Source organism: Streptomyces sp. 1331.2, from assembly GCF_900199205.1.
In the GTDB taxonomy this organism is placed as follows: domain Bacteria; phylum Actinomycetota; class Actinomycetes; order Streptomycetales; family Streptomycetaceae; genus Kitasatospora.
In genome coordinates, this window is the sequence record NZ_OBMJ01000001.1 from 5,232,100 (window position 1) to 5,252,127 (window position 20,028).

Annotated in this window: 16 protein-coding genes and 3 tRNA genes; 11 read left to right on the forward strand and 8 right to left on the reverse strand. The window is 73.7% G+C overall.

Features of this window, described 5'->3' with window-relative positions:
• Position 1 precedes the first annotated feature (1 nt).
• Positions 2-1,255, forward strand: coding sequence for an ADP-ribosylglycohydrolase family protein (locus tag CRP52_RS22485; RefSeq protein ID WP_097238027.1), 1,254 nt, complete (start codon positions 2-4; stop codon positions 1,253-1,255).
• A gap of 7 nt (positions 1,256-1,262) precedes the next feature.
• Here the strand turns inward: CRP52_RS22485 and CRP52_RS22490 are convergent, their stop codons facing one another.
• Positions 1,263-1,997 carry a GNAT family N-acetyltransferase gene (locus tag CRP52_RS22490; protein ID WP_097238028.1) on the reverse strand — a complete coding sequence of 245 codons (735 nt, stop codon included), beginning with the start codon at positions 1,995-1,997 and terminating at the stop codon, positions 1,263-1,265.
• A 705-nt stretch (positions 1,998-2,702) separates the two neighbouring features.
• Here CRP52_RS22490 and CRP52_RS22495 point away from each other — a divergent pair.
• From CRP52_RS22495 to CRP52_RS22515, 5 genes are all read left to right on the forward strand, one after another.
• Positions 2,703-3,647 carry a PAC2 family protein gene (locus tag CRP52_RS22495; RefSeq protein WP_097238029.1) on the forward strand — a complete coding sequence of 315 codons (945 nt, stop codon included), beginning with the start codon at positions 2,703-2,705 and terminating at the stop codon, positions 3,645-3,647.
• Between the two features lie 171 nt (positions 3,648-3,818).
• Positions 3,819-4,820: an SGNH/GDSL hydrolase family protein gene (locus tag CRP52_RS22500; RefSeq protein WP_097238030.1), complete on the forward strand. Its 1,002-nt coding sequence runs from the start codon at positions 3,819-3,821 to the stop codon at positions 4,818-4,820.
• Between the two features lie 108 nt (positions 4,821-4,928).
• Positions 4,929-6,236 carry a deoxyguanosinetriphosphate triphosphohydrolase gene (locus tag CRP52_RS22505; protein ID WP_097238031.1) on the forward strand — a complete coding sequence of 436 codons (1,308 nt, stop codon included), beginning with the start codon at positions 4,929-4,931 and terminating at the stop codon, positions 6,234-6,236.
• A 53-nt stretch (positions 6,237-6,289) separates the two neighbouring features.
• Positions 6,290-8,197 (forward strand): DNA primase, encoded by a 1,908-nt coding sequence (dnaG, locus tag CRP52_RS22510; RefSeq protein ID WP_097238032.1) that lies wholly within the window; start codon positions 6,290-6,292, stop codon positions 8,195-8,197.
• Positions 8,198-8,319: 122 nt separating this feature from the next.
• Positions 8,320-9,456: an RNA polymerase sigma factor gene (locus CRP52_RS22515; RefSeq protein ID WP_097238033.1), complete on the forward strand. Its 1,137-nt coding sequence runs from the start codon at positions 8,320-8,322 to the stop codon at positions 9,454-9,456.
• Between the two features lie 368 nt (positions 9,457-9,824).
• On the opposite strand, the gene CRP52_RS22520 is transcribed toward CRP52_RS22515, so the two are convergent.
• The 5 genes from CRP52_RS22520 to CRP52_RS22540 all read right to left on the reverse strand — a co-directional run bounded on the left by CRP52_RS22520 (position 9,825) and on the right by CRP52_RS22540 (position 15,973).
• Complete coding sequence (locus CRP52_RS22520; protein WP_097234600.1) at positions 9,825-11,048, reverse strand: IS4 family transposase; 1,224 nt, start codon at positions 11,046-11,048, stop codon at positions 9,825-9,827.
• Between the two features lie 61 nt (positions 11,049-11,109).
• The gene (locus CRP52_RS22525; RefSeq protein WP_097238034.1) at positions 11,110-12,198 is read right to left on the reverse strand and encodes a helix-turn-helix domain-containing protein; all 1,089 of its coding nucleotides are present in this window, start codon (positions 12,196-12,198) and stop codon (positions 11,110-11,112) included.
• Between the two features lie 410 nt (positions 12,199-12,608).
• Positions 12,609-14,012 carry a glutamate decarboxylase gene (locus CRP52_RS22530; protein ID WP_097238035.1) on the reverse strand — a complete coding sequence of 468 codons (1,404 nt, stop codon included), beginning with the start codon at positions 14,010-14,012 and terminating at the stop codon, positions 12,609-12,611.
• Positions 14,013-14,138: 126 nt separating this feature from the next.
• The gene (locus CRP52_RS22535; protein ID WP_097238036.1) at positions 14,139-15,572 is read right to left on the reverse strand and encodes an FGGY family carbohydrate kinase; all 1,434 of its coding nucleotides are present in this window, start codon (positions 15,570-15,572) and stop codon (positions 14,139-14,141) included.
• A gap of 107 nt (positions 15,573-15,679) precedes the next feature.
• Positions 15,680-15,973 carry a hypothetical protein gene (locus tag CRP52_RS22540; protein ID WP_373560568.1) on the reverse strand — a complete coding sequence of 98 codons (294 nt, stop codon included), beginning with the start codon at positions 15,971-15,973 and terminating at the stop codon, positions 15,680-15,682.
• Between the two features lie 243 nt (positions 15,974-16,216).
• Here CRP52_RS22540 and CRP52_RS22545 point away from each other — a divergent pair.
• Together CRP52_RS22545 and CRP52_RS22550 are read left to right on the forward strand one after the other, a co-directional pair.
• A tRNA-Asn gene (locus CRP52_RS22545) sits at positions 16,217-16,289 on the forward strand.
• Positions 16,290-16,351: 62 nt separating this feature from the next.
• Positions 16,352-16,424 (forward strand) — tRNA-Asn (locus tag CRP52_RS22550).
• 146 nt (positions 16,425-16,570) lie between these two features.
• Here the strand turns inward: CRP52_RS22550 and CRP52_RS22555 are convergent.
• Positions 16,571-17,320: a trypsin-like serine peptidase gene (locus CRP52_RS22555; protein WP_097238037.1), complete on the reverse strand. Its 750-nt coding sequence runs from the start codon at positions 17,318-17,320 to the stop codon at positions 16,571-16,573.
• A 118-nt stretch (positions 17,321-17,438) separates the two neighbouring features.
• Complete coding sequence (locus CRP52_RS22560; protein WP_097238038.1) at positions 17,439-18,296, reverse strand: trypsin-like serine peptidase; 858 nt, start codon at positions 18,294-18,296, stop codon at positions 17,439-17,441.
• 191 nt (positions 18,297-18,487) lie between these two features.
• Here CRP52_RS22560 and CRP52_RS22565 point away from each other — a divergent pair.
• The 3 genes from CRP52_RS22565 to CRP52_RS22575 all read left to right on the forward strand — a co-directional run bounded on the left by CRP52_RS22565 (position 18,488) and on the right by CRP52_RS22575 (position 20,020).
• Positions 18,488-18,561: transfer RNA gene (locus tag CRP52_RS22565), tRNA-Ile, on the forward strand.
• Between the two features lie 274 nt (positions 18,562-18,835).
• Positions 18,836-19,783 carry an SPFH domain-containing protein gene (locus tag CRP52_RS22570; RefSeq protein WP_097238039.1) on the forward strand — a complete coding sequence of 316 codons (948 nt, stop codon included), beginning with the start codon at positions 18,836-18,838 and terminating at the stop codon, positions 19,781-19,783.
• A gap of 9 nt (positions 19,784-19,792) precedes the next feature.
• The gene (locus tag CRP52_RS22575; protein ID WP_097238040.1) at positions 19,793-20,020 is read left to right on the forward strand and encodes a hypothetical protein; all 228 of its coding nucleotides are present in this window, start codon (positions 19,793-19,795) and stop codon (positions 20,018-20,020) included.
• The last annotated feature ends 8 nt before the right edge of the window (positions 20,021-20,028 follow it).

The window sequence follows — 20,028 nt, forward strand, 5'->3', positions numbered from 1 at the left end:
TATGACAACCCCACCCACCGGCCCCGCGCTCGACGCGCTGAACGGCCTCTCCGTCGGCGACGCCCTCGGCGCCCAGTTCTTCGTCCCCGGCACCGCCCGCGCCCACCTCGCCGACCGCACCGCCCCGCCCGGCCCCTGGCCGTGGACCGACGACACCGAGATGGCCTGCTCGGTGTACGCCGCCCACACCGAGCGCGGCGCGATCGACACCTTCGACCTCACCCACGCCTTCGCCCGCCGCCACGACTTCGACCGCGGCTACGGTCCGGCCGCCAACCGGATGCTGCGGCTGGTCCGCGAGGGCGGCGACGCCAGGGGGCTGGCCGCCGAACTCTTCGACGGCCAGGGCTCGTACGGCAACGGCGCCGCGATGCGGGTCGCCCCGCTCGGCGCCGCGTACGCCGAGGACCCGGCCGCCGTGGTCCGGCCCGCCGCCGACACCGCCGTGATCACCCACACCCACTCGCAGGCGGTGGACGGCGCGATCGCCGTCGCGGTGGCGGCCGCGTACGCGGTCCGGGCGCGGACCGAGGCCGTGACGCCGCAGGCCTTCCTGGCGGCGGTGGCCGCGCTCACCCCGCGCGGGGCCGTCCACGACGGCCTGACCGAGGCGATCGCCCTGCTCGCCGAGCCGGATCCACTGGTCGCCGCCCGGGTGCTCGGCAACGGCAGCCGGACCTCCGCCGTCGACACCGTCCCGTACGCCCTGTGGTGCGCCGCCCGGAACCTCACCGACTTCCGGACCGCGGTGTGGGAGGCGATCGCGCCCGGCGGCGACACGGACACCGTCGCCGCGATCACCGGGGGAGTGGTCGCCGCCCACACCGGCACCCGGGACATCCCGGCCGACTGGCTCACCGCCCGCGAACCGCTGCCGGCCTGGACCTTCCCCGAGCCGGGCGGCGTCCGGCCCGCCCCGGAAGGCGACTCCCGGCTGAAGCCGCTGCTGCTGCCCCGCCCGTGCCCGGTGCCGGACCTGCTCTGGACCGACGAGCAGTGGCAGCGAGTCAGGTCCGGGCGGATTCCCGGGGACCTGGACGGGCGGTGGGAGTTCTACACCGCCGAGGGCGTCCTGCACCTGCACCGCAGCTGGACCGGCCACGAGATCTGGCGCGTACGGGTGGCCCCGGTGAAGGGCGGCGGCTGGCGGCCCGTGTCCGCGCTGGTCGAGGCGCACCCCGGGCACTACACGGGCGAGCCCGAGGTCTCCGCGGCCCTCCTCCGCCTGGTGGCCGGGGACTACGGGCGGCCGTAGTCCCCGCTCACGCCGTGATCATCAGCTGCCCGGCGCCGCTGCCGCCGTGTCTAAGGCACTCCTGGTTGATCTCCGGATCCGGGGCGCTCGGCGAGGTGGCGGCGGCGATCCGCAGCTCGATGATGTCCCGGACGGCGGGCCACTCGGCGTCGAGGATCGAGTAGAACGCGGTGGAGCGCACCACCCCGTCCAGCCCGCGCGAGTGGGCCCGGCGCACGCCCTCGGAGGTCGCGCCGAGCCGCTCGATCGCGGCGCGCGAGCGCTGGTTGCGGGCGTCCGCGCGCAGCGAGATCCGCTGCACGCCCCAGGTCTCGAAGGCGTGGCGCAGCATCAGCAGCTTGGCCTCGGTGTTGATGCCGGTGCCCTGGGCGCGCGGCGAGAGCCAGGTGTTGCCGATCTCGGCGGCGTCCGGGACGGCCGTGGCCGGGTCGCCGAAGGGGACGCCGGGAGCCGGCGGCCACACCATCGGGCCCTGCCAGTAGTCGAGTTCCAGGAAGCGGGTGGAGCCCACGACCCGGCCGTCGGCGACGTTCACCGTCGCGAACGGCAGCGACCGTCCCGCGGCCTGGTCGGCGAGTGCACGCGCGATGTAGTCGCGGGCCGCTTCCAGGCCGTGCGGGACGGGGGTGAAGGCGTAGGTCGTACGGTCCTCGGCGCCGGCCTCGGCGATGGCCTCGGCGTGGTGCGCGGCGAGGGGCTCCAGCCGCACGGTGCGGCCGGTGAGGATGACAGGTACGGGCACGGAACCTTCGGTCCTTCATCGGTCGGAGGATGCCCCCCGCGCCGGGGTACGGCACGGGGTGCGGTGGACTGGTTTCGCCCCGGCCCGGGTCCGTCCGCCGGGTGGCCGCGCACGCCGGAGGTCCGGTCGGGCGGGGCGGGGGCGGCGGCCCGGAACGGGCGGCGCGGGGTGCCGGAACGGACACGGGTCCTCGGACCGGTCCGGCGGGAAGAGCGAGGGGACAGTGTGCGTCCGCGAAATGGCCGAGGAGGAGACGAGAGCGCGAAGGGAAGCAGGCGGCCAGGTGAAGGCAAGGTGCGTCGTGGGGGCTGGCCGAGCACCGGACCGGGACGTGGTCGACGGCGTTACGGACGACGTGACGACGACGCGACGATGCGAGGCAGCGAGAGGACGATACCCGCCAGAAGGCGGTGCGTCACTTCGCGGCACGCGAATGGCCGCGCGGGCCGACCGGCCGGGCCCGGGAGCGGGTCCTCGCGGGCCTGTGACCAGGGCTTCTTCCGTCGGGTGCGATCATGGTCCGGAGGGGGCGGAGACGGCCACCGGACGAGTCGCGGCGAGTCGCGGACGAGTCGCCGGAGGAACCGTCGGGGCAGCCGCCGGAGGAGCCGTCGGGTGCGGCGGGAATTCCGGCGGCGCCCGGCACGCTGCACAGGACGACAAGACGGTCGGCCGAGACGAGCAGAGAACGGGGTTGGGTGCGCGGTGCGTGACTTCCAGGCGCTGTACGAGCTGGATCAGCAGGGCGTGGCCGCGGTGGCCACGGCCAACGCGCAGTTGCGCGACACCGGTGCCGGCCTGGTGCTGCTCCAGCACTTCGAGGGCTTCATGGATGCCGGGGACGCCGGCGGCCAGGTGGTGGCCCACCTGCTGGAGACGGGATCGCCGCAGGTGGTGGCCCGTTTCGACCACGATCGGCTGGTCGACTACCGGGCGCGCCGCCCGTCGATGATCTTCGACCGCGACCGCTGGACGTCCTACGACCCGCCGGAGATCCTGCTCCAGCTCCTGCACGACGCCGCCGGCGCGCCGTTCCTGCTGCTCACCGGCCCCGAGCCGGACGTCGAGTGGGAGCGCTTCGCGCGCGCCGTCCGCGAGTTGGTGGAGCGCTTCGAGGTCCGGCTCTCGATCGACTTCCACGGCATCCCGATGGGCGTGCCGCACACCCGCCCGGTCGGCCTGACGCCGCACGGCAACCGGCTCGACCTCGCGCCGGGCTTCCCGCAGTGGTTCGAGCAGGCTCAGGTGCCGGGCAGCGCCCAGGCGTTGCTGGAGTACCGGCTGGCCGAGGCCGGGCACGACGTGCTGGGCTTCGCCGTGCACGTCCCGCACTACGTGGCCCGCTCGGCCTACCCGGCCGCGGCGGTGCTGATCCTGGAGTCGGTGCAGTCCGCCACCGGGCTGGTGCTGCCCGGCACCCGGCTGCGCGAGCGGGTCGGCGAGGTCTACGCGGACATCGAGGAGCAGCTGACGCACGGGGACGGCGAGCTGCGCTCGGCGATCCGCGGCATGGAGGGCCAGTACGACGCGGTGGCGGGTGCCGAGGGCCGGGAGAGCCTGTTGGCCGAGCCGGTGGACTTGCCCTCGGCGGACGAACTGGGCCGACGCTTCGAGGAGTTCCTCGCCGAGCACGAGCGCGGCGCGGAGTAGGCGGGAACCGGCGCCCCCCGGCGGCCTCCGCCGGGGACGCGGATTCCCCGTGGAAGGATTTCGCGGAGGCGGGAGCCATCGGCGCCGTCCGCTCGTTGGAGCCGGAGGCGCCCGGGGGACGGGCTGCCGTGAGGAGCCGACCATGACTCGTCGTACCCCCGGGGGGATGCCATGCCGAGGACCGTACGCCCGATCGTCGCCTTGACGGCCGGGCTGGCCGCGCTGCTGCTGGCCGGATGCACCGCCGGCAGCGGCTCGGACGGCAGCCAGGGGAAGGGCTTCGCGGGCGCGCTGCCCGGCCGCGCGCCGGCCGGCGCGACCCCGTCGCCGACCCCGACCCCGCCACCGACCGGCCCCTACGTCGCGCTCGGCGACTCGTACACGGCAGGCATGCAGATCCCCCCGCAGACCGGCGAGCCGCGTGGCTGCGCCCGCTCCGGGGTCGACTACCCGGCGCTGGTGGCCAAGGGGCTCGGGCTGTCCGCCGACCGGTTCCGGGACGTCAGCTGCACCGGCGCCCGGACCGGGGACCTCACCGCGGCGCAGAACACCGGCAACGGCACCAACCCGGCGCAGCTGGACGCGCTGACCCCGCAGACCACGCTGGTCACCCTCGGGATCGGCGGCAACGACGCCGGTTTCACGGACGTCGTGATCGAGTGCGCCAAGGACAGCCTGGTGGACGCGGTCAAGGGCGTCGTCCAGCAGACCCGTGCCGCCTCGCCCTGCCGCGACCACTACGCCTCCGGCGACGGCACCGACGAGGTCCAGCACCGGGTGGACGCCGCCGGCGTCCGGCTCGGCCAGGTGCTCCAGGACGTCAAGCGGCGCTCCCCGCAGGCCCGGGTGTACGTGGTCGGGTATCCGACGGTGTTCCCGGCCGACCCGTCGGGCTGCCTGCCGCTGCTCGGAAGGACGGTGGCCGTCGGGGACGTCGCGTTCCTCGCGGAGAAGCAGCAGCAGCTCAACGCCATGCTCAGGCAGCGGGCGCAGGCCGCCGGCGCGGTGTTCGTGGACGCGGCGGGTCCCTCGGTCGGGCACGACATGTGCGCGGGGGAGGGCGAGCGCTGGGTCGAACCGCCGTTCCCGGCCGGCGGCCTGGCCCCGATCCACCCCAACGCCAAGGGGCACGAGGCGGTGGCCGGCCTCGTCCTCAAGGCGCTCAAGGGCTGAGCTCGCTTCGGGGAGCCCGCGCGCCGCGCGGCGTTCACGTCCCGGCCCGTGCGCCTTCGCGCGCGGCACCCCCCGCGTGTCGGAGGCGCGGCGTACCGTGAAACCCATATGGACGACACCACGCACCGCCTCGCCGCCCCGATCCCGTACGACCACACCGCCGAGGCCCGCTGGGTCCCCGAACCCGACAAGCGCCCCGGCCGTACGGCTTTCCAGCGCGACCGCGCCCGGGTGCTGCACTCGGCGGCGCTGCGCCGGCTGGCCGGCACCACCCAGGTGGTCGCCCCGATGCGCAGCGACTTCCCGCGCACCCGGCTCACCCACTCCCTCGAATGCGCCCAGGTGGGCCGGGAGTTGGGCGCGGCGCTGGGCTGCGACCCGGATCTGGTGGAGACCGGCTGCCTGGCCCACGACATCGGCCACCCGCCCTTCGGCCACACCGGCGAGGAGGCCCTGGACCAGGCCGCCGAGGCGTGCGGCGGCTTCGAGGGCAACGCCCAGTCGCTGCGCATCCTGACCAGGCTCGAACCCAAGCGCTTCGCCCCGCAGGAGGAGCCGTCGACCCGGCTCGCCCCCTGGCCCGGCCGCAGCGTCGGCCTCAACCTGAGCCGCGCCGCGCTCGACGCCGCCACCAAGTACCCGTGGACCAAGGGCGCCCACCCGACCGACCCGCAGTCGCCCAAGTACGGCGTCTACGCCGACGACCTGCCGGTCTTCCGCTGGCTGCGGGCCGGCTCCCCGGCCGGGCGCAAGTGCTTCGAGGCCACCGTGATGGACTGGTCCGACGACGTGGCCTACTCCACTCACGACGTGGAGGACGGCCTCCAGGCGGGCCACATCGACCCGGCCGCGCTGCGCGCCCCGAGCGAGCGCGCCGAGCTCTTCAAGGTCGCCGAGCGCTACGCCCCCGACGCCGATCCGGAGGAGCTGTCCGCCGCCCTGGACCGGCTGCTCGCCCAGGAGTGGTGGCCCCGCTCCTACGACGGCACCGCCCGGGCCCGGGCCGGGCTCAAGGACCTCACCAGCCAGCTGATCGGCCGCTTCTGCCTGGCCGCCGAGCAGGCCACCCGCGCCCGCTACGGGCCCGGCCGGCTGACCCGCTACACCGCCGAGCTGGTGGTGCCGCGGGACGTCCGGCTGGAGTGCGCGGTGCTCAAGGCGGTCGCCGTCCGCTTCGTGATGCAGCGGGACGAGCAGGCCCAGCTGCGGGCCCGGCAGCGGATCGTGATCGCCGAGCTGGCGTACGTGCTCACCCAGCGCGCCCCCGAGGGGCTGGACCCGGTGTTCGCCGCGATGTACCACGAGGCCGAGGACGACCGCGCGGCCCTGCGCACGGTCATCGACCAGATCGCCACGCTGACCGACGCCTCGGCCCTGGCCCTGCACGCCAAGCTCGTCGGCGCGGCCTGGGCATGAGCGGCCCGGACGCACCCGGCCGGAAACCCCGGCCGCCCCAGTAGACTTCCGGGGTGGCCGGGCGGATCAGGGACGAAGACGTACAGGCGGTGCGCAGCGCACTGCCGATCGATGCGGTGGTCGGCGACTACGTACAGCTGACCAACGGTGGCGGCGGCGAGTACAAGGGCGTCTGTCCCTTCCACGACGAGAAGTCCGCCTCCTTCTACGTCAACCCCGCCAAGGGCGTCTTCCACTGCTTCGGCTGCCAGGAGAACGGCGACACCATCGCCTTCCTGATGAAGATCGAGCACTTCACCTTCGCCGAGGCCGTCGAGCGGATGGCCGCCCAGGCGGGCATTACCCTGCGCTACGAGGAGGGCGGCTACAGCCCCCGCCACCAGCAGGGCGAGCGCACCCGCCTGGTCGAGGCGCACAAGGTCGCCGCCGCCTACTACCAGGAGCAGCTGGCCTCGGCGGAGGCGGAGATCGGCCGCCGCTTCCTGGCCGAGCGCGGCTTCGACGAGGAGGCCGCGAAGGCCTTCGGTGTCGGCTACGCCCCGGCCGGCTGGGAGCACCTGGTCCGCTTCCTGCGCGGCAAGGGCTTCACCGACAAGGAGATCCTGCTCGGCGGCCTGGCCTCGCAGGGCCAGCGCGGCGGCCTGATCGACCGCTTCCGGGGCCGGCTGGTCTGGCCGATCCGGGACATCGCGGGCGAGGTGGTCGGCTTCGGCGCCCGCCGCCTGCGCGAGGACGACAACGGGCCGAAGTACCTGAACACCCCCGAGACGCCGATCTACAAGAAGTCCCACGTGCTGTACGGCATCGACCTGGCGAAGAAGGAGATCGCCAAGTCGGGCCGTGCGGTGGTGGTCGAGGGCTACACCGACGTGATGGCCTGCCACCTGGCCGGGGTCACCTCGGCGGTGGCCACCTGCGGCACCGCCTTCGCCGAGGACCACATCAAGATCATCCGCCGGCTGCTGATGGACACCTCCCAGTACCGGGGCGAGACGGTCTTCACCTTCGACGGCGACGCGGCCGGGCAGAAGGCCGCGCTGCGGGCCTTCGAGGACGACCAGAAGTTCGCCGCCAAGACCTCCATCGCGGTCAGCCCGGGCGGCATGGACCCGTGCGACCTTCGCCTGGCCCAGGGCGACGAGGCGGTCAAGCAGCTGATCGACAACCCCGTCCCGCTGTTCGAGTTCGCGCTGACCTCGGTGGTGGCCCGGCACCGGGTGGACACCCCGGAGGGACGTTCGGCGGCCCTGGAGGAGGCGGCCCCGATCGTCGCCAAGATCAAGGACCGCTCGATCCAGCACGAGTACGCCGTCCGCCTGGCCGGCATGCTCGGCATCCTGGACGAGCAGTTCGTCGTCCGCCGGATCTCCCAGCTGGCCCGCTGGGACCGCGAACGCCAGCAGAACCCGCGCGGCGCCGCCGCCCAGCGCCGCCCCGAGCCGGTCCAGCCGGCCCGCCCGGCGCAGCCCGCCTTCCGGCTCAACCCGCGCGACCCGGCCCAGTTCGTCGAGCGCGAGCTGCTCAAACTGGCGCTGCAGCACCCGGACCTGGTCAGCCCGGCCTTCGACCACTACGGCGAGGACGAGTTCCCGACCCCGCCGTACGCCGCTGTCCGCCAGGCCATCGCCAAGGCCGGCGGCGCCGCGTACGGGGCGACGCTGCCGGACTTCACCAGCGCGGTGCGCGAGGCCTCCCCGGACGACCGGGTGCGCTCGCTGGTCACCGAGCTGACCGTCGAGCCGGTGCGCTCGCGCCGCAAGGCGGACGCCGTCTACGCGGGGGAGTTCCTGGTCAAGCTGCGCCTGCTGGCCGTCGACCGGCGGGTCACCGAAGTCCGCGGCTACCTCCAGCGGCTCGGCCCCCGGGCCGATGCCGAGCAGCTGCACGCGGTGCAGACCGAGTTGTGGCAGCTCCAGCAGTACGGGCAGCAGCTGCGCAGCCGGGGCGCCGCGGCGCTCTGAGAACGGCGGCGCAGAAAGTCGGCGCACGAGTCTCGGCCACGGAGTGTGGCGTACCGCACACTGGAGGGCGTCCCACCTCCGAACAGCGCGGGTCCGCCAGAGTCGCGCCCGCCCTTGAGGGGATGCCCGTGGAGCAAGGCCTCGCCGCAGCGACCACCAGAGCGACCGCCACCAGGACGAGAGCGAACCCCGCCGCACCGGACGGGGACCAGGAGAGCGACCCCGCCGTCGATGCCGAGACCGAAGCCGAGGCCGAAGCTGTAGCCGACTCCGACGCCGGCCCCGAGGTCGACGGTGACATCGACGTCGACGCCGGGGACGAGCGCCGCGGGCCGGTCGAGAACGGCGGACCGGCCGCCGACCTGCTGCGCCAGTACCTGCGCGAGATCGGCCGGATCCGGCTGCTCACCGCCGCAGAGGAGGTCGAACTGGCCCGCCGGGTCGAGGCCGGCCTGTTCGCCGAGGAACGGCTGAACGGTCAGCCGCCGCCGTCCGACCCACTGGCCGGGGACCTGGACACCCTGGTGGTGCGCGGCCGGATCGCCAAGCGCCGGCTGATCGAGGCCAACCTGCGCCTCGTCGTCTCCGTCGCCAAGCGCTACATCGGCCGCGGGCTGACCCTGCTGGACCTCATCCAGGAGGGCAACCTCGGGCTGATCCGGGCGGTCGAGAAGTTCGACTACACCCGCGGCTACAAGTTCTCCACGTACGCGACCTGGTGGATCCGGCAGGCGATGAGCCGGGCGCTGGCCGATCAGGCCCGGACGATCCGGGTGCCGGTGCACGTGGTCGAGCTGATCAACCGGGTGGTCCGGGTCCAGCGGGGCCTGCTGCAGGAGCGGGGCGTGGAACCGACGACGGCCGAGATCGCCGCCGCCCTGGAGCTGACCGCGGAGCGGGTGCGGGAGTTGCTCCGGCTCGCCCAGGAGCCGATCTCGCTGCACACCCCGGTCGGCGAGGAGGACGACGTCGCGTTCGGCGACCTGATCGAGGACGCCGACGCCGCCTCGCCCGCCGAGTCCGTGACCTTCCTGCTGTTGCGCCGGCACCTCGACGCGGTGCTGGCCACCCTGGGCGAGCGCGAGCGCCAGGTCGTCCAGCTCCGCTACGGGCTGGACGACGGCCGCCCGCGCACGCTGGAGGAAATCGGCGCGGTGTTCGGCGTGACGCGGGAGCGGATCCGGCAGATCGAGTCCAAGACGCTGGTCAAACTCCGCGACCACGCCTTCGCCGAGCAGCTGCGCGGCTACCTCGACTAGGGCCTGTCCGGCGGATCTTGTCGGATCAGCGCGCGGCTCCCCCAGCCTTCGGCCGGGAGGTACCCCCACTTCGCGCCCGTCTGGGCGTGCGCCCGAATCGCCCTCGTACTGGGTGTACTTGGACGATTCGGGCGTGCGTCCAGGCGGGATGATCCGGCGTCGTGCGCCCGGCAAGATCCGCCGGACAGGCCCTAGGACCAATGCCAGTGACTTAGGTTGTGTCCGCTCTGGTGATCGTGATGGTTGCGGGGGTTGGTGGTGGCCAGTCGTGCTGTTGGGCGCGTTTGAGGGGCCAGTTGGACATCTTGCGTTTGATGACGCGGGGGCAGGTCCGTTGACGGCGCGGGGGTAGGAGGCGTTCGGTGATCTCAGCCAGGGTGCGGTTCAGCGCCCTGGTGAGTCTGCCGGGGGGAAAGCGCCGCCTGGGCGGGGACCTGGCGGCGCACGACCCGCAGACTGCGGGTGAAGGACAAGCGGTCGGGGTCCACGCCCTCATGCAGGGCGGCTTGGTGCATGAGTTGTCGGATGGCGTGGTGGACGAGCAGGAGGCCGTAGACCTCCTGCTCGACGCCCCACGGGTACTTCGAGCGCAGGACGAGTTTGGGTCCGCGCTGGTGGGTCTTGATCTCGTCCAGGGTGGTCTCGATCTCCCAGCGCTGGACGTAGAGCGCGGCCAACTCGGCGGCCGGTGCCTCCTCGGGGTCGAGGAGAGTGGTGATCAGGCGGTAGACGGTGCCATCACCGGTGGAGGCGAGGGTGTATTCGACGACCCGGACGGTCACCGGGTTGCGGCGACTCCTTCTGTCCGGTTCGGCGTGCACCGTGCTGAGGTACGAGCCGTCGCTGAGCACGCGCACGACGGGCAGGTTCGCGCTCTTGCGCACGCGCCACAGCAGGTCCGCGCCGGTGGCCCGTGCGTGCTGCCACAGCTCGAAGCCGTAGAAGCCCCGGTCGGCCAGCAGCAGCATCCCCTCGCGAAGCCGGTCGAACAGCTGCCGGGACAGGGACTGCTCGCTCGCCGACAGCGGACCGGTGACGGCGGCGAACACCGCGTGGGTGCCGCACTCGGCCAGCCCCACCACCCTGGCCTGCGGGAACGCGCTCGCTCCGCGTCCCGACACATGGCGGCCGAAGAAGGCGTCGTTGGCCTCGGTGTCCGCCAGGTCCAGCGTGGTGCCGTCCACCGCGACCAGGCGCCAGCGCCGGTACCAGGCCCCCGCTGTCCCGGGCACCGCCATCGGCCGACACACCCGCGCGAACAGCAACCGCAACGGCTCTGGACCCAGCCGCCGACGGGCCCGGCCGATCGCGGCGGTCGTGGGCACCCGCCACGACCGCCGCCCGTCCCCGAGCCCCTCGCCCAGCACCCGGGCGACCTCTTCATAGCCCTGCCCGAAGAACAGGCACATCGCCAGCACGAAGTACACGACCACCCGCGCCGGCAACAACCGGCTGCGTTTCTCGCCCCGCCCGGTCTCCGCGATCACCTCATCCACCAGACCCGGCGGAAACGCCCGGGTCAACACCCCGATCGCGATCCGGTCCGACAACCGCTCACCCGCAGGCGACTTGACCTGTCCCACCCTCGCCACACCACAACCAACGAGACAGGGACACCAAAGTCACTGGCATTGGCCCTAGGACGCCGGAGCCCTAGGACGGCCCGGGCGAGTCGGTCGCGGCGGCCGTCGGCGTCTCCGTCGGTGCGGCCGCCGGGGTCTCCGTCGGATCAGGGGTGGCCGCCGCCGCTCCGGCGCCCGTGCCCGGCGGCGGCGAGGCGGGGCCGATCGGGATCGGGGTGGAGGCCACCACCGAGGCCAGGTCGGAGACGACCGCCGTGCAGTCGTGCCCGGCCGGCTGGTATCCGCAGACCTGGAAGGTGACGGCCGGGTCCGCCGCGCTCAGCATCGGCGAGTAGTTGTCGTAGCCGTAGTGGATCAGCGCCGTCTCGCTGTCACCGTTGCCGTCGGTGATCGTCGCGTAGTCCTTCGGCTGGCCCTCGGTGATCGCCGCCCAGGCGGCCCGGCAGGTCTGGCTGTACCGGAGGTAGACGACCACCTTGCCGACCACCTGGGTCTGCAGCGTCCGGGCGTCCTTGCCGCAGCCGGTGGTCTTGGGGTCCTTGTGCGCGCAGCCGACGGCCTGGCAGGCCGGGGCGCCCGGGGCGGGCTTGGCCGCGGTGGTGACGGCGGGGCTCGGGGAGGGTTCGTCGGCCGCCGAGGCCTGCTCGTCGTGCCGCGAGATCCGCAGCCCGACCAGCACCAGCAGCAGCGCCAGTACCGCCGCAAGCGCGACCAGCGCCGCCGGGCGGCGCCACCAGGTCGCGCGGGCGGGTCCGGCGGGCTCCTCGACGGCCACGGTCACCGGCTCCTCGACGGCGGGCTCCTCGACGGCCGGCTCCTCGACCGGGGCCTCTTCCGCCGTGGGCTCCGCGGGTGTGTCGGCGGCCTCAGCCACCGCAGCCGGAGCCTCCCGCTCGGTCGGCTCCACCGCCTGCCGCCACAGCCGGCGCAGCTCAGGGGCGTCGCAGTCCACCGCCCCGATCAGCGCCTCCAGCGCCTGCTCGGTGACCACCCGCTTGCCGTTCAGCCAGCGCTCCCAGGAGGCCCGGCTGTAGTGCGTGCGCGTGGCCAGCTCGGACAGCGACAGGCCGGCGGCGTCCTTGAGGGCCCGGAGCTCCTCCGCCAGGCGTCGGGCGGGCTCGGACAGCTCCTCGGGCAGCTGCTTCCAGGCGGAACCCAATGCGGCGCTCCAAAGTCACGAAGGGGGACGGGGGACGGGGCGGGCGGGTGGGGGTCCGGCCCGGGCCGTTCGGCGTCTCCCCCTTCTCCAACCTCAGCGGCTTGGCGTCCCAAACCCCAGGTCATGGCGTTGAGACGGACGGAAGTGTCTCACAACCCCGGCGAACCATCGACCGGTCACCGGTTCGTCGGGCAGAGTTCCCTGGCCGGTGCGTTCCGTCGCCCGGCCGCTTCGTTCGGACAACCGGCCGGTCAGCCGTCGCCGGGTCCGACAGCGGATCCCGGATTCCCCCACCGGTCGGGGCAGCCTCGCGGGGGGAGGCTGCCCCGACCGTCCGGGACGCCCGGTGGGAGGGCGCGTGACCGTGCCCTCCCACCGGGACCGAAGCGCCTCGTACGGTCGTACGGCCCTCAGTGGTGGAAGCCCGACCGGGCCGGCACCCCGAGCTCCTTGAGCGGGACGGGCTGGCGCCGCAGCTCCGGCAGCAGCCGCTGGAGGTCGGCCAGCAGCAGGTCGGCGAGGTCCCGGGAGAAGCCGTTGCGGCAGACCACCCGGAGCACCGACAGGTCCTGCCGGTTGGCCGGGAAGGTGTACGCGGGCACCTGCCAGCCGCGTTCGCGCAGCCGCCGGGAGACGTCGAACACGTCGAAGGGGACGTCCCCGTCGGTGGTGAAGGCGAACACCGGCACCTCGTCGCCGCGGGTCAGCAGCCGGAAGCAGTCCAGCTTCCCGATCTCCCCGGCCAGGTAGCCGGCGACCTCGCGGCAGGCGCCCTGGACGGCCCGGAAGCCGTCCCGGCCGAGCCGCAGCAGGACGTAGTACTGGGCGATGACCTCCGCGCCGGGCCGGGAGAAGTTGAGCGCGAAGGTCGGCATCTCGCCGCCGAGGTAGTTGACCTTGAAGACCAGCTCCTCCGGCAGTGCCGTCCGGTCGCGCCACAGCGCCCAGCCGACGCCCGGGTAGACCAGGCCGTACTTGTGGCCGGAGGTGTTGATCGAGGCGACCCGGGGGAGCCGGAAGTCCCAGACCAGCCCGGGGTCGAGGAAGGGTGCCACCATGCCGCCGGAGGCGCCGTCGACGTGCACCGGGACGTCGATCCCGGTGCGCTCCTGGAACGCGTCCAGGGCCGCGCAGATCTCCGCGATCGGCTCGTACGAACCGTCGAAGGTGGAGCCGAGGATGCCGACCACGCCGATGGTGTTCTCGTCGCACAGGGCGACCGCCCGTTCGGCGTCGAGGTGGAAGCGCTCGCCCTCCATCGGCGCGGTGCGCGCCTCGATCTCCCAGAAGTTGCAGAACTTCTCCCAGCACACCTGCACGTTGACGCCCATCACCAGGTTGGGCCGGGCCCCGGCCGCGTAGCGTTCGGCGTTGCGGTGCGTCCAGCGGCGCTTGAGCGCCATGCCGGCGAGCATGCAGGCCTCACTGGAGCCGGTGGTGGAGCAGCCGACCGCGCTGTCCGGGTCGGGGGCGTGCCAGAGGTCGGCGAGGATCGCCACGCAGCGCCGCTCCAGTTCGGCGGTCTGCGGGTACTCGTCCTTGTCGATCATGTTCTTGTCGAGGCACTCGGTCATCAGCCGGGTGGCCTGCGTCTCCATCGACGTGGTGACGAAGGTGGCGAGGTTGAGCTTGGCGTTGCCGTCCAGCATCAGCTCGTCGTGGATCAGCTGGTAGGCGGTCTCGGCCGCCACCGGGCCCTCGGCGAGCCGGTGCAGCGGCGGGGCCAGCCTCATCGCGCCCAGCGGATCGGCGGTGGCCGCGAACGGTCCGATGCTCAGCCGGCGGTCGTCGCCCGCCCCCTTGTGCAGCGCCATGGCGTCCTGCCGCCCTTCGCGTCGGTGGCCGTGTCACGCCCGGCGGTGTCCCGTCCGGCCGCGTCCCGTCCCACGCTGCCATCGGGCGCCGGGTGACGCATCTTCACAGCCCGCCGCAGGCAGGCCCTAACCCGCGGCCTCCGGGTGGATCTGGTCCCGGGCGGCCCGGTACTGCATGCGCACCGCCGAGCCGATCGCCAGGTCCTGCTCGCCGTCGGGCTCGACGGTCTCGGCGTCCGGCAGCTCCCACTCGGGCGGCTCCGGGGTGCCGGCCAGCGCCCAGGCGGCCTGCCGGGCGGCCCCGCGGGCGGCGTGCGCGCCCGGCGGCGGCACCACGACCGGGACGCCGAACAGCATCGGGGCGATGTGCCGGACGGCGGGCAGCCGCCCGGCCGTGCCGAGCAGGAACACCCGCTTCACCTCCACGCCTTGGGCGCGCAGCACGTCCAGCGCGTCCGCGATGTTGCACAGCATGCCCTCGACGGCGGCCCGGGCCAGGTGCTGAGGGGTCATCGCCTCGGCCCGGAGGCCGGTCAGGGTGCCGGCCGCGTGCGGCAGCGCGGGGGTGCGCTCGCCGTCCAGGTACGGCAGCAGGACCAGCCCGTACGCGCCGGGGGAGGAGTGCAGGGCGAGGTCACTGAGGCCGTCCAGGTCCTGGCCGAGCATCGCGGCGGTGGAGCGCAGCACCTGGGCGGCGTTGAGGGTGGCGACCATCGGCAGGTGGCGGCCGCTGGCGTCGGCGAAGGAGGAGACCAGGCCGGAGGCGTCCACCACGGCCTGCTCGTGCACCGCGAAGATCGTCCCGGCGCTGCCGAGCGAGACCACCGCGTCGCCCGGTCCGAGGCCCAGGCCCAGCGCGGCGGCCATGTTGTCGCCGGTGCCGGCCGAGATCAGCAGGCCCTCGGGGGTGTGCCCGGCGGGTTCGGCCGGGGGAAGGACGTCGGGCAGCCGGAGTTCGTGGCCGAGCGCCAGCTCGACCAGGTCCTGGCGGTACTCGCCGGTGATCGGGGACCAGTAGCCGGTGCCGGAGGCGTCGCCGCGGTCGGTGGTGCGGCGCTTGGGGTGGCCGAGCAGCTGCCAGACCAGCCAGTCGTGCGGCAGCAGCACCTCGGCGACCCGGCGGGCGTTGGCCGGCTCGAACTCGGCCAGCCAGCGCAGCTTGGCGATGGTGTACGTGGCGGCGGGCACCGCGCCGATCGCCGCGGTCCAGGCGGCCGGGCCGCCGAGGGCGTCCAGCAGCTTGGCGGCGGCGCCGCTGGAGCGCGGGTCGTTCCACAGGATCGCCGGGCGGACGAGCACCCCGCCCGCGTCCAGGCCGATCATGCCGTGCTGCTGGGCGCTGACGCCGATCGCCCGGACGCCCTCCAGCAGGCCGCCGGCCGCGGCGTCGCCGAGCGAGTGCAGCCAGACCTGCGGGTCGGCCTCGCCGGGGCGCAGGTCCTGGTCCTCGGGGACGGGGTGCGGGGCCTTGCCGGAGCGCAGGACGGCGCCGGTGTCCGCGTCGCAAGCGACGATCCGGGTACGGCTGGTCGAGCTGTCTATCCCCGCGACGATGGCCATGTCGAGATCATGCCTCAGCCCGGCCCGGGACGCGTCCGGGCCGGGTGAGCCGTTGCCGGTTCGCGACCCTCGGTCGGGTTCCGGTTCACCGTCGCGTCACCGCCCGGTCACGGGCGGACGGTACCCCAGCCGTCGTCCTCGGGCCGGGTGCGGTTGAGGTACGGCACCCGGTCGGTGACGGCGGACGGCAGCCGGTCGCCGACCCGGTCCGCGACCGCGCCCGCAGCCTTCCCGGCCACCGCGCCGGCCTGCTGCCGCGCCCGGTCGGTCGCGCTCTGCACCGCGGGGCTCTGGGCGATCTGCCGGGTGACCTTGGCGATCTGTTCGTAGCGCCGGCGCCCGGCCCGCGAGCCCAGGACGTAGCCGGCCGCGAAGCCTGCGGCCAACGACAGCTTCCACATGATCGGATCCACCCTCTCCTGGCGGCCTTCTGCCGCATTGCCCTACCCGTCCGTCGGGACGGCGAACCATCCGCGCTCCCAGCATCCCCGGGTGCGGTGGCGGGCGCGCGCCGGGCACGCCGGGCGGCAGGGCCGGGGCGACTGCGGAAAGCGATTGGCGGACCACCCCCCCGAGTGCGCTAATGTATGTCCCGCAGCGAGCGCCGCGGAGCCCGGGAAACCGGGGGCCGGGGCGGAAGCCGATCCCCCATAGCTCAATTGGCAGAGCAGCCGACTGTTAATCGGCAGGTTATTGGTTCGAGTCCAATTGGGGGAGCTCGGGACGAGGCCCTTCCTGGGCCGTCTTCCCGTCCGTGGTACGGAAGTCGAGTGCCGCGATCCCGCATAGCTCAATTGGCAGAGCAGCCGACTGTTAATCGGCAGGTTATTGGTTCGAGTCCAATTGCGGGAGCTGCGCCGGGCCTGCCCGGTGACTGCTCAGAGCGAAGGCCCCTCGGTAGACCGGGGGGCCTTCGTGTTGTTCCGGCACGGTTTGTCCCCGCACGGTGTCGCGTACGTCACGTCGAGGGGCCGGGCCCCCGGGGCCGAGGCCGCGGGTCAGGTGGTGGCCTTGCGGTAGAGGTCGGCGACCCGCTGGTCGAAGGTGACGCTGTACGAGGTGCCGGGGGTGCTGCCGCCCTCCTGGTAGCCGCCGATCACGCCGACCACCGCGCCCTTCTCGGTCACCCACGGGCTGCCGCTGGTGCCGTCGGTGTAGCCGCCGCAGTCGAAGCGCTCCTGGGTGGGGCTCTGCGACCTGGTGCGGACGGCGCAGGTGATCGGCTCGTCGCTCTCGTTCGGGTAGCCGGTCACCGAGACCGGCAGGCCGAAGCCCTGGCCGGTGCCGATCGGGTTGCCGCCGACGGCGTCCTCGACCTGCCGGCCGTCGACCGGGCCGACCGTGACGAACGCCACGTCGTACTCGGGGTCGTCGCCGGCCGCCCAGCGCGGGTCGATCGTGACCGCCTGCACCGGCCAGGTCCCGTACGGGGTGGCCCCGTTGCGGTAGCCCGGGGTGAACACCAGGCCGTCCAGCAGGCCGATCCGGCGGGTCTGCACGCAGTGCGCCGCGGTGACCAGCAGGTTGCGCCGGGGGCTCTGCACCACGCTCGCGGTGCAGGCCCGGGGGCCCTGCGCGGTGTGGAGGGAGAGGGTGCCGACCCGGTCCCGGGCGGGGCTCTGCCCGGCGACCTCGGCGGTGGGCGCCCCGCCCTGCTGCCCGCCGCACGCGGTGCCGGCGGCGAGCAGCAGGACGGCCAGCGCGGCCGTTCGCAGCCTGCGCGCGGGCCGTGCCGGGCGGGGGGCCATCGGGGCTCCGTCTCGTTCCTCGGGGCGGGTACCGGTCCGGTGCGTTCCGCCGTTCGTGAGGAAGATCTACCAGGCGCCGCCCGGCGGCGCCACCACCGGGTGCCCAGGCCCTTCCCGGTCAGCCGGTGGCGCGGTCGTAGAGGGCCTGGACGCGGTCGCCGAAGTAGCTGCTGTACGAGGTGTCCGGGCTGTTGCCGCCCTCCTGGTAGCCGCCGATCACGCCGACCACGGTGCCGGTCCTGGTCGCCGGGTCGAAGTCGGTGACCCAGGGGCTGCCGCTGGTGCCGCCGGTGTAGTCGGGGCAGTCGATCCGCAGCTGGGTGGGGCTCTGCTGGGAGGTGGTGTTGACGCAGGTGATCGGGACGTCGCTGCTGCCCGGGTAGCCGGTGACCCGCACCGGGAGCCGGTAGCCCTGGTTGACGCCCAGTCGGTTGGCGCCGAGCACCTGCTGGACCTGTTGCGCGTTCTGGGCCTGGACGACGGCGAAGGCGACGTCCACGTCCGGGTCGGCGTGGTCCTTCCAGGCGTCGTCCACGGTGACGGCCAGCAGCGGCCAGACGCCGCTGGGGGTGTCGCCGTCCCGGTAGCCGGGGACGAAGACCAGGTCGCTGCGCCGGCCGAGTTTCGGGTCCCAGACGCAGTGGGCGGCGGTCACGATGAGGTTGAGCCCGGCGCTGTCGACCACGCTGGCGGTGCAGAAGTGGTCGCCGTCGGCGTTGCGGGTGAAGACCGCGCCGACTAGGCCGTTGAGGACGGTGGGTTTGGCGGTGCGGGTGACCCCGGTGGCCCGGCCGGCGGCGCCCTTGAACCGCTGCCTGTTCCAGCCGTGGCTGCTGCCCGAGGAGGCCGTGGCCGGCGCCGAGGTGACCGTCGGCACGCCCCCGCCGGGCCCCGCCGAGGTGGTGCAGCCCGTCACGGCCGGCAGCAGCACCGCCAGCCCGGCCGCCAACGTCGCCGCCGCCCTACGTATCGTCATCCGCCCAGGCTCCCCCGGGCGGGGGGTCGGCCGCCAGCCGGGCTGCGCCGGCCGGAGAGGCGTGCGCCCTCCCGCACCCAGGTGCGCCCCCGGCGCGCACCACGGGTGATCGACCGGCTATGCTGCCCGGGACGGCCTCGCTGGGGCCGTCTGCTGCTGCCGTGGCCGAGGACCGGCGCGCGCGGCGAACCGGGGCGGTAGCTCAGCCGGTTAGAGCAGGGGACTCATAATCCCTTGGTCGTGGGTTCGAGTCCCACCCGCCCCACTTCCTCGATGGCGACGACCGTCGCCGACCGTCCGCGGGCAGGCCTCCGAACCGGAGCTCCGCCGCCTGCGACGACGCAGAGTCTAGGGCGCGGCCCTCTCCTCCCCCCGTGCGGCACGCCGGGATTCACCCGCTTGTGGCCGGCCTCCCCGGTGTCCCCGTGTTCCCTGGTGTCCGTCCTTCCCCGACCGTCCACCCACCCCTGGTGCAGTGCGCGAAAAAAGTGATATCACTTTGCTGTCGGAAGCGAACACTCGCCGAAGGAGTCGGCCCCATGGCCACACCGCGTCACGCCGTCACGGACGGCTCTGCCCTGGACCTCCCGGTCCCCGGGATCACCGAACGGATCATCACCGGCGCTGCCGGGCTGCCCGTGCTGTTCGGTTCGCTGTTCGGCCTGGCCGCGGGGGTCGGGTCGGTCATCTCCGGCGCGGTCCAACTGGCGGGCGGGAACAAGGGGGTGGGCACCACCCTGGTGATCCTCGGGCCGGTGCTGCTGCTGACCTCGCTGCTGCTGCTCTGCGGGCTGACGGTGGTGTCGCCCGGTGAGGCCCGGGTCGTCCAGCTGCTCGGGCGCTACCGCGGCACCATCCGGGCCGAGGGCCTGACCTGGCTGAACCCGTTCACCAGCCGCCGCCGGATCTCCACCCGGATCCGCAACCACGAGACCGAGACCACCAAGGTCAACGACGCCGACGGCAACCCGATCGAGATGGCCGCCGTGGTGGTCTGGCAGGTCGAGGACACCGCGATGGCGGTCTTCGAGGTCGACGACTACACCGACTTCGTCGCCATCCAGACCGAGACGGCCGTCCGGCACATCGCCAGCAGCTACCCGTACGACGCCCACCACGAGGGCCAGTTGTCGCTGCGCGACGGCGCGGACGAGATCGCCCGCAAGCTCTCCGCCGAGATCGCCGAACGGGTCGCCTCGGCCGGCGTGCGGGTCGTCGAGTCCCGGATCACCAGGCTCGCCTACGCGCCGGAGGTCGCCCAGGTGATGCTCCAGCGCCAGCAGGCCGGGGCCGTGGTCGCGGCGCGCAGGCTGATCGTCGAGGGCGCCGTCGGTATGGTCGAGGAGGCGCTGGACCGCCTCGCCGAGCGCGACGTGGTGGAGCTGGACGAGGAGCGCAAGGCCGCCATGGTCAGCAACCTCCTGGTGGTGCTCTGCGGCGACCGCGGCACCCAGCCCGTCGTCAACACGGGCTCCCTCTACCAGTAAGGCGCGGCAGTGGCGACGGAACGGAAGAAGATCCTGTTGCGACTGGACCCTTCAGTTCACGACGCACTCGCCAGGTGGGCCGCGGACGAACTGCGCAGCACCAACGCGCAGATCGAGTTCCTGCTCCGCCGCGCCCTCGGCGACGCGGGCCGGATGCCCAGCGGCGCGACCCGGCTTCCCCGGCGCGGACGCCCGCCCAAGGAGAGCCCGGAGGACGGCGGCTCCGCAGAGAGCTGACCGGCGGC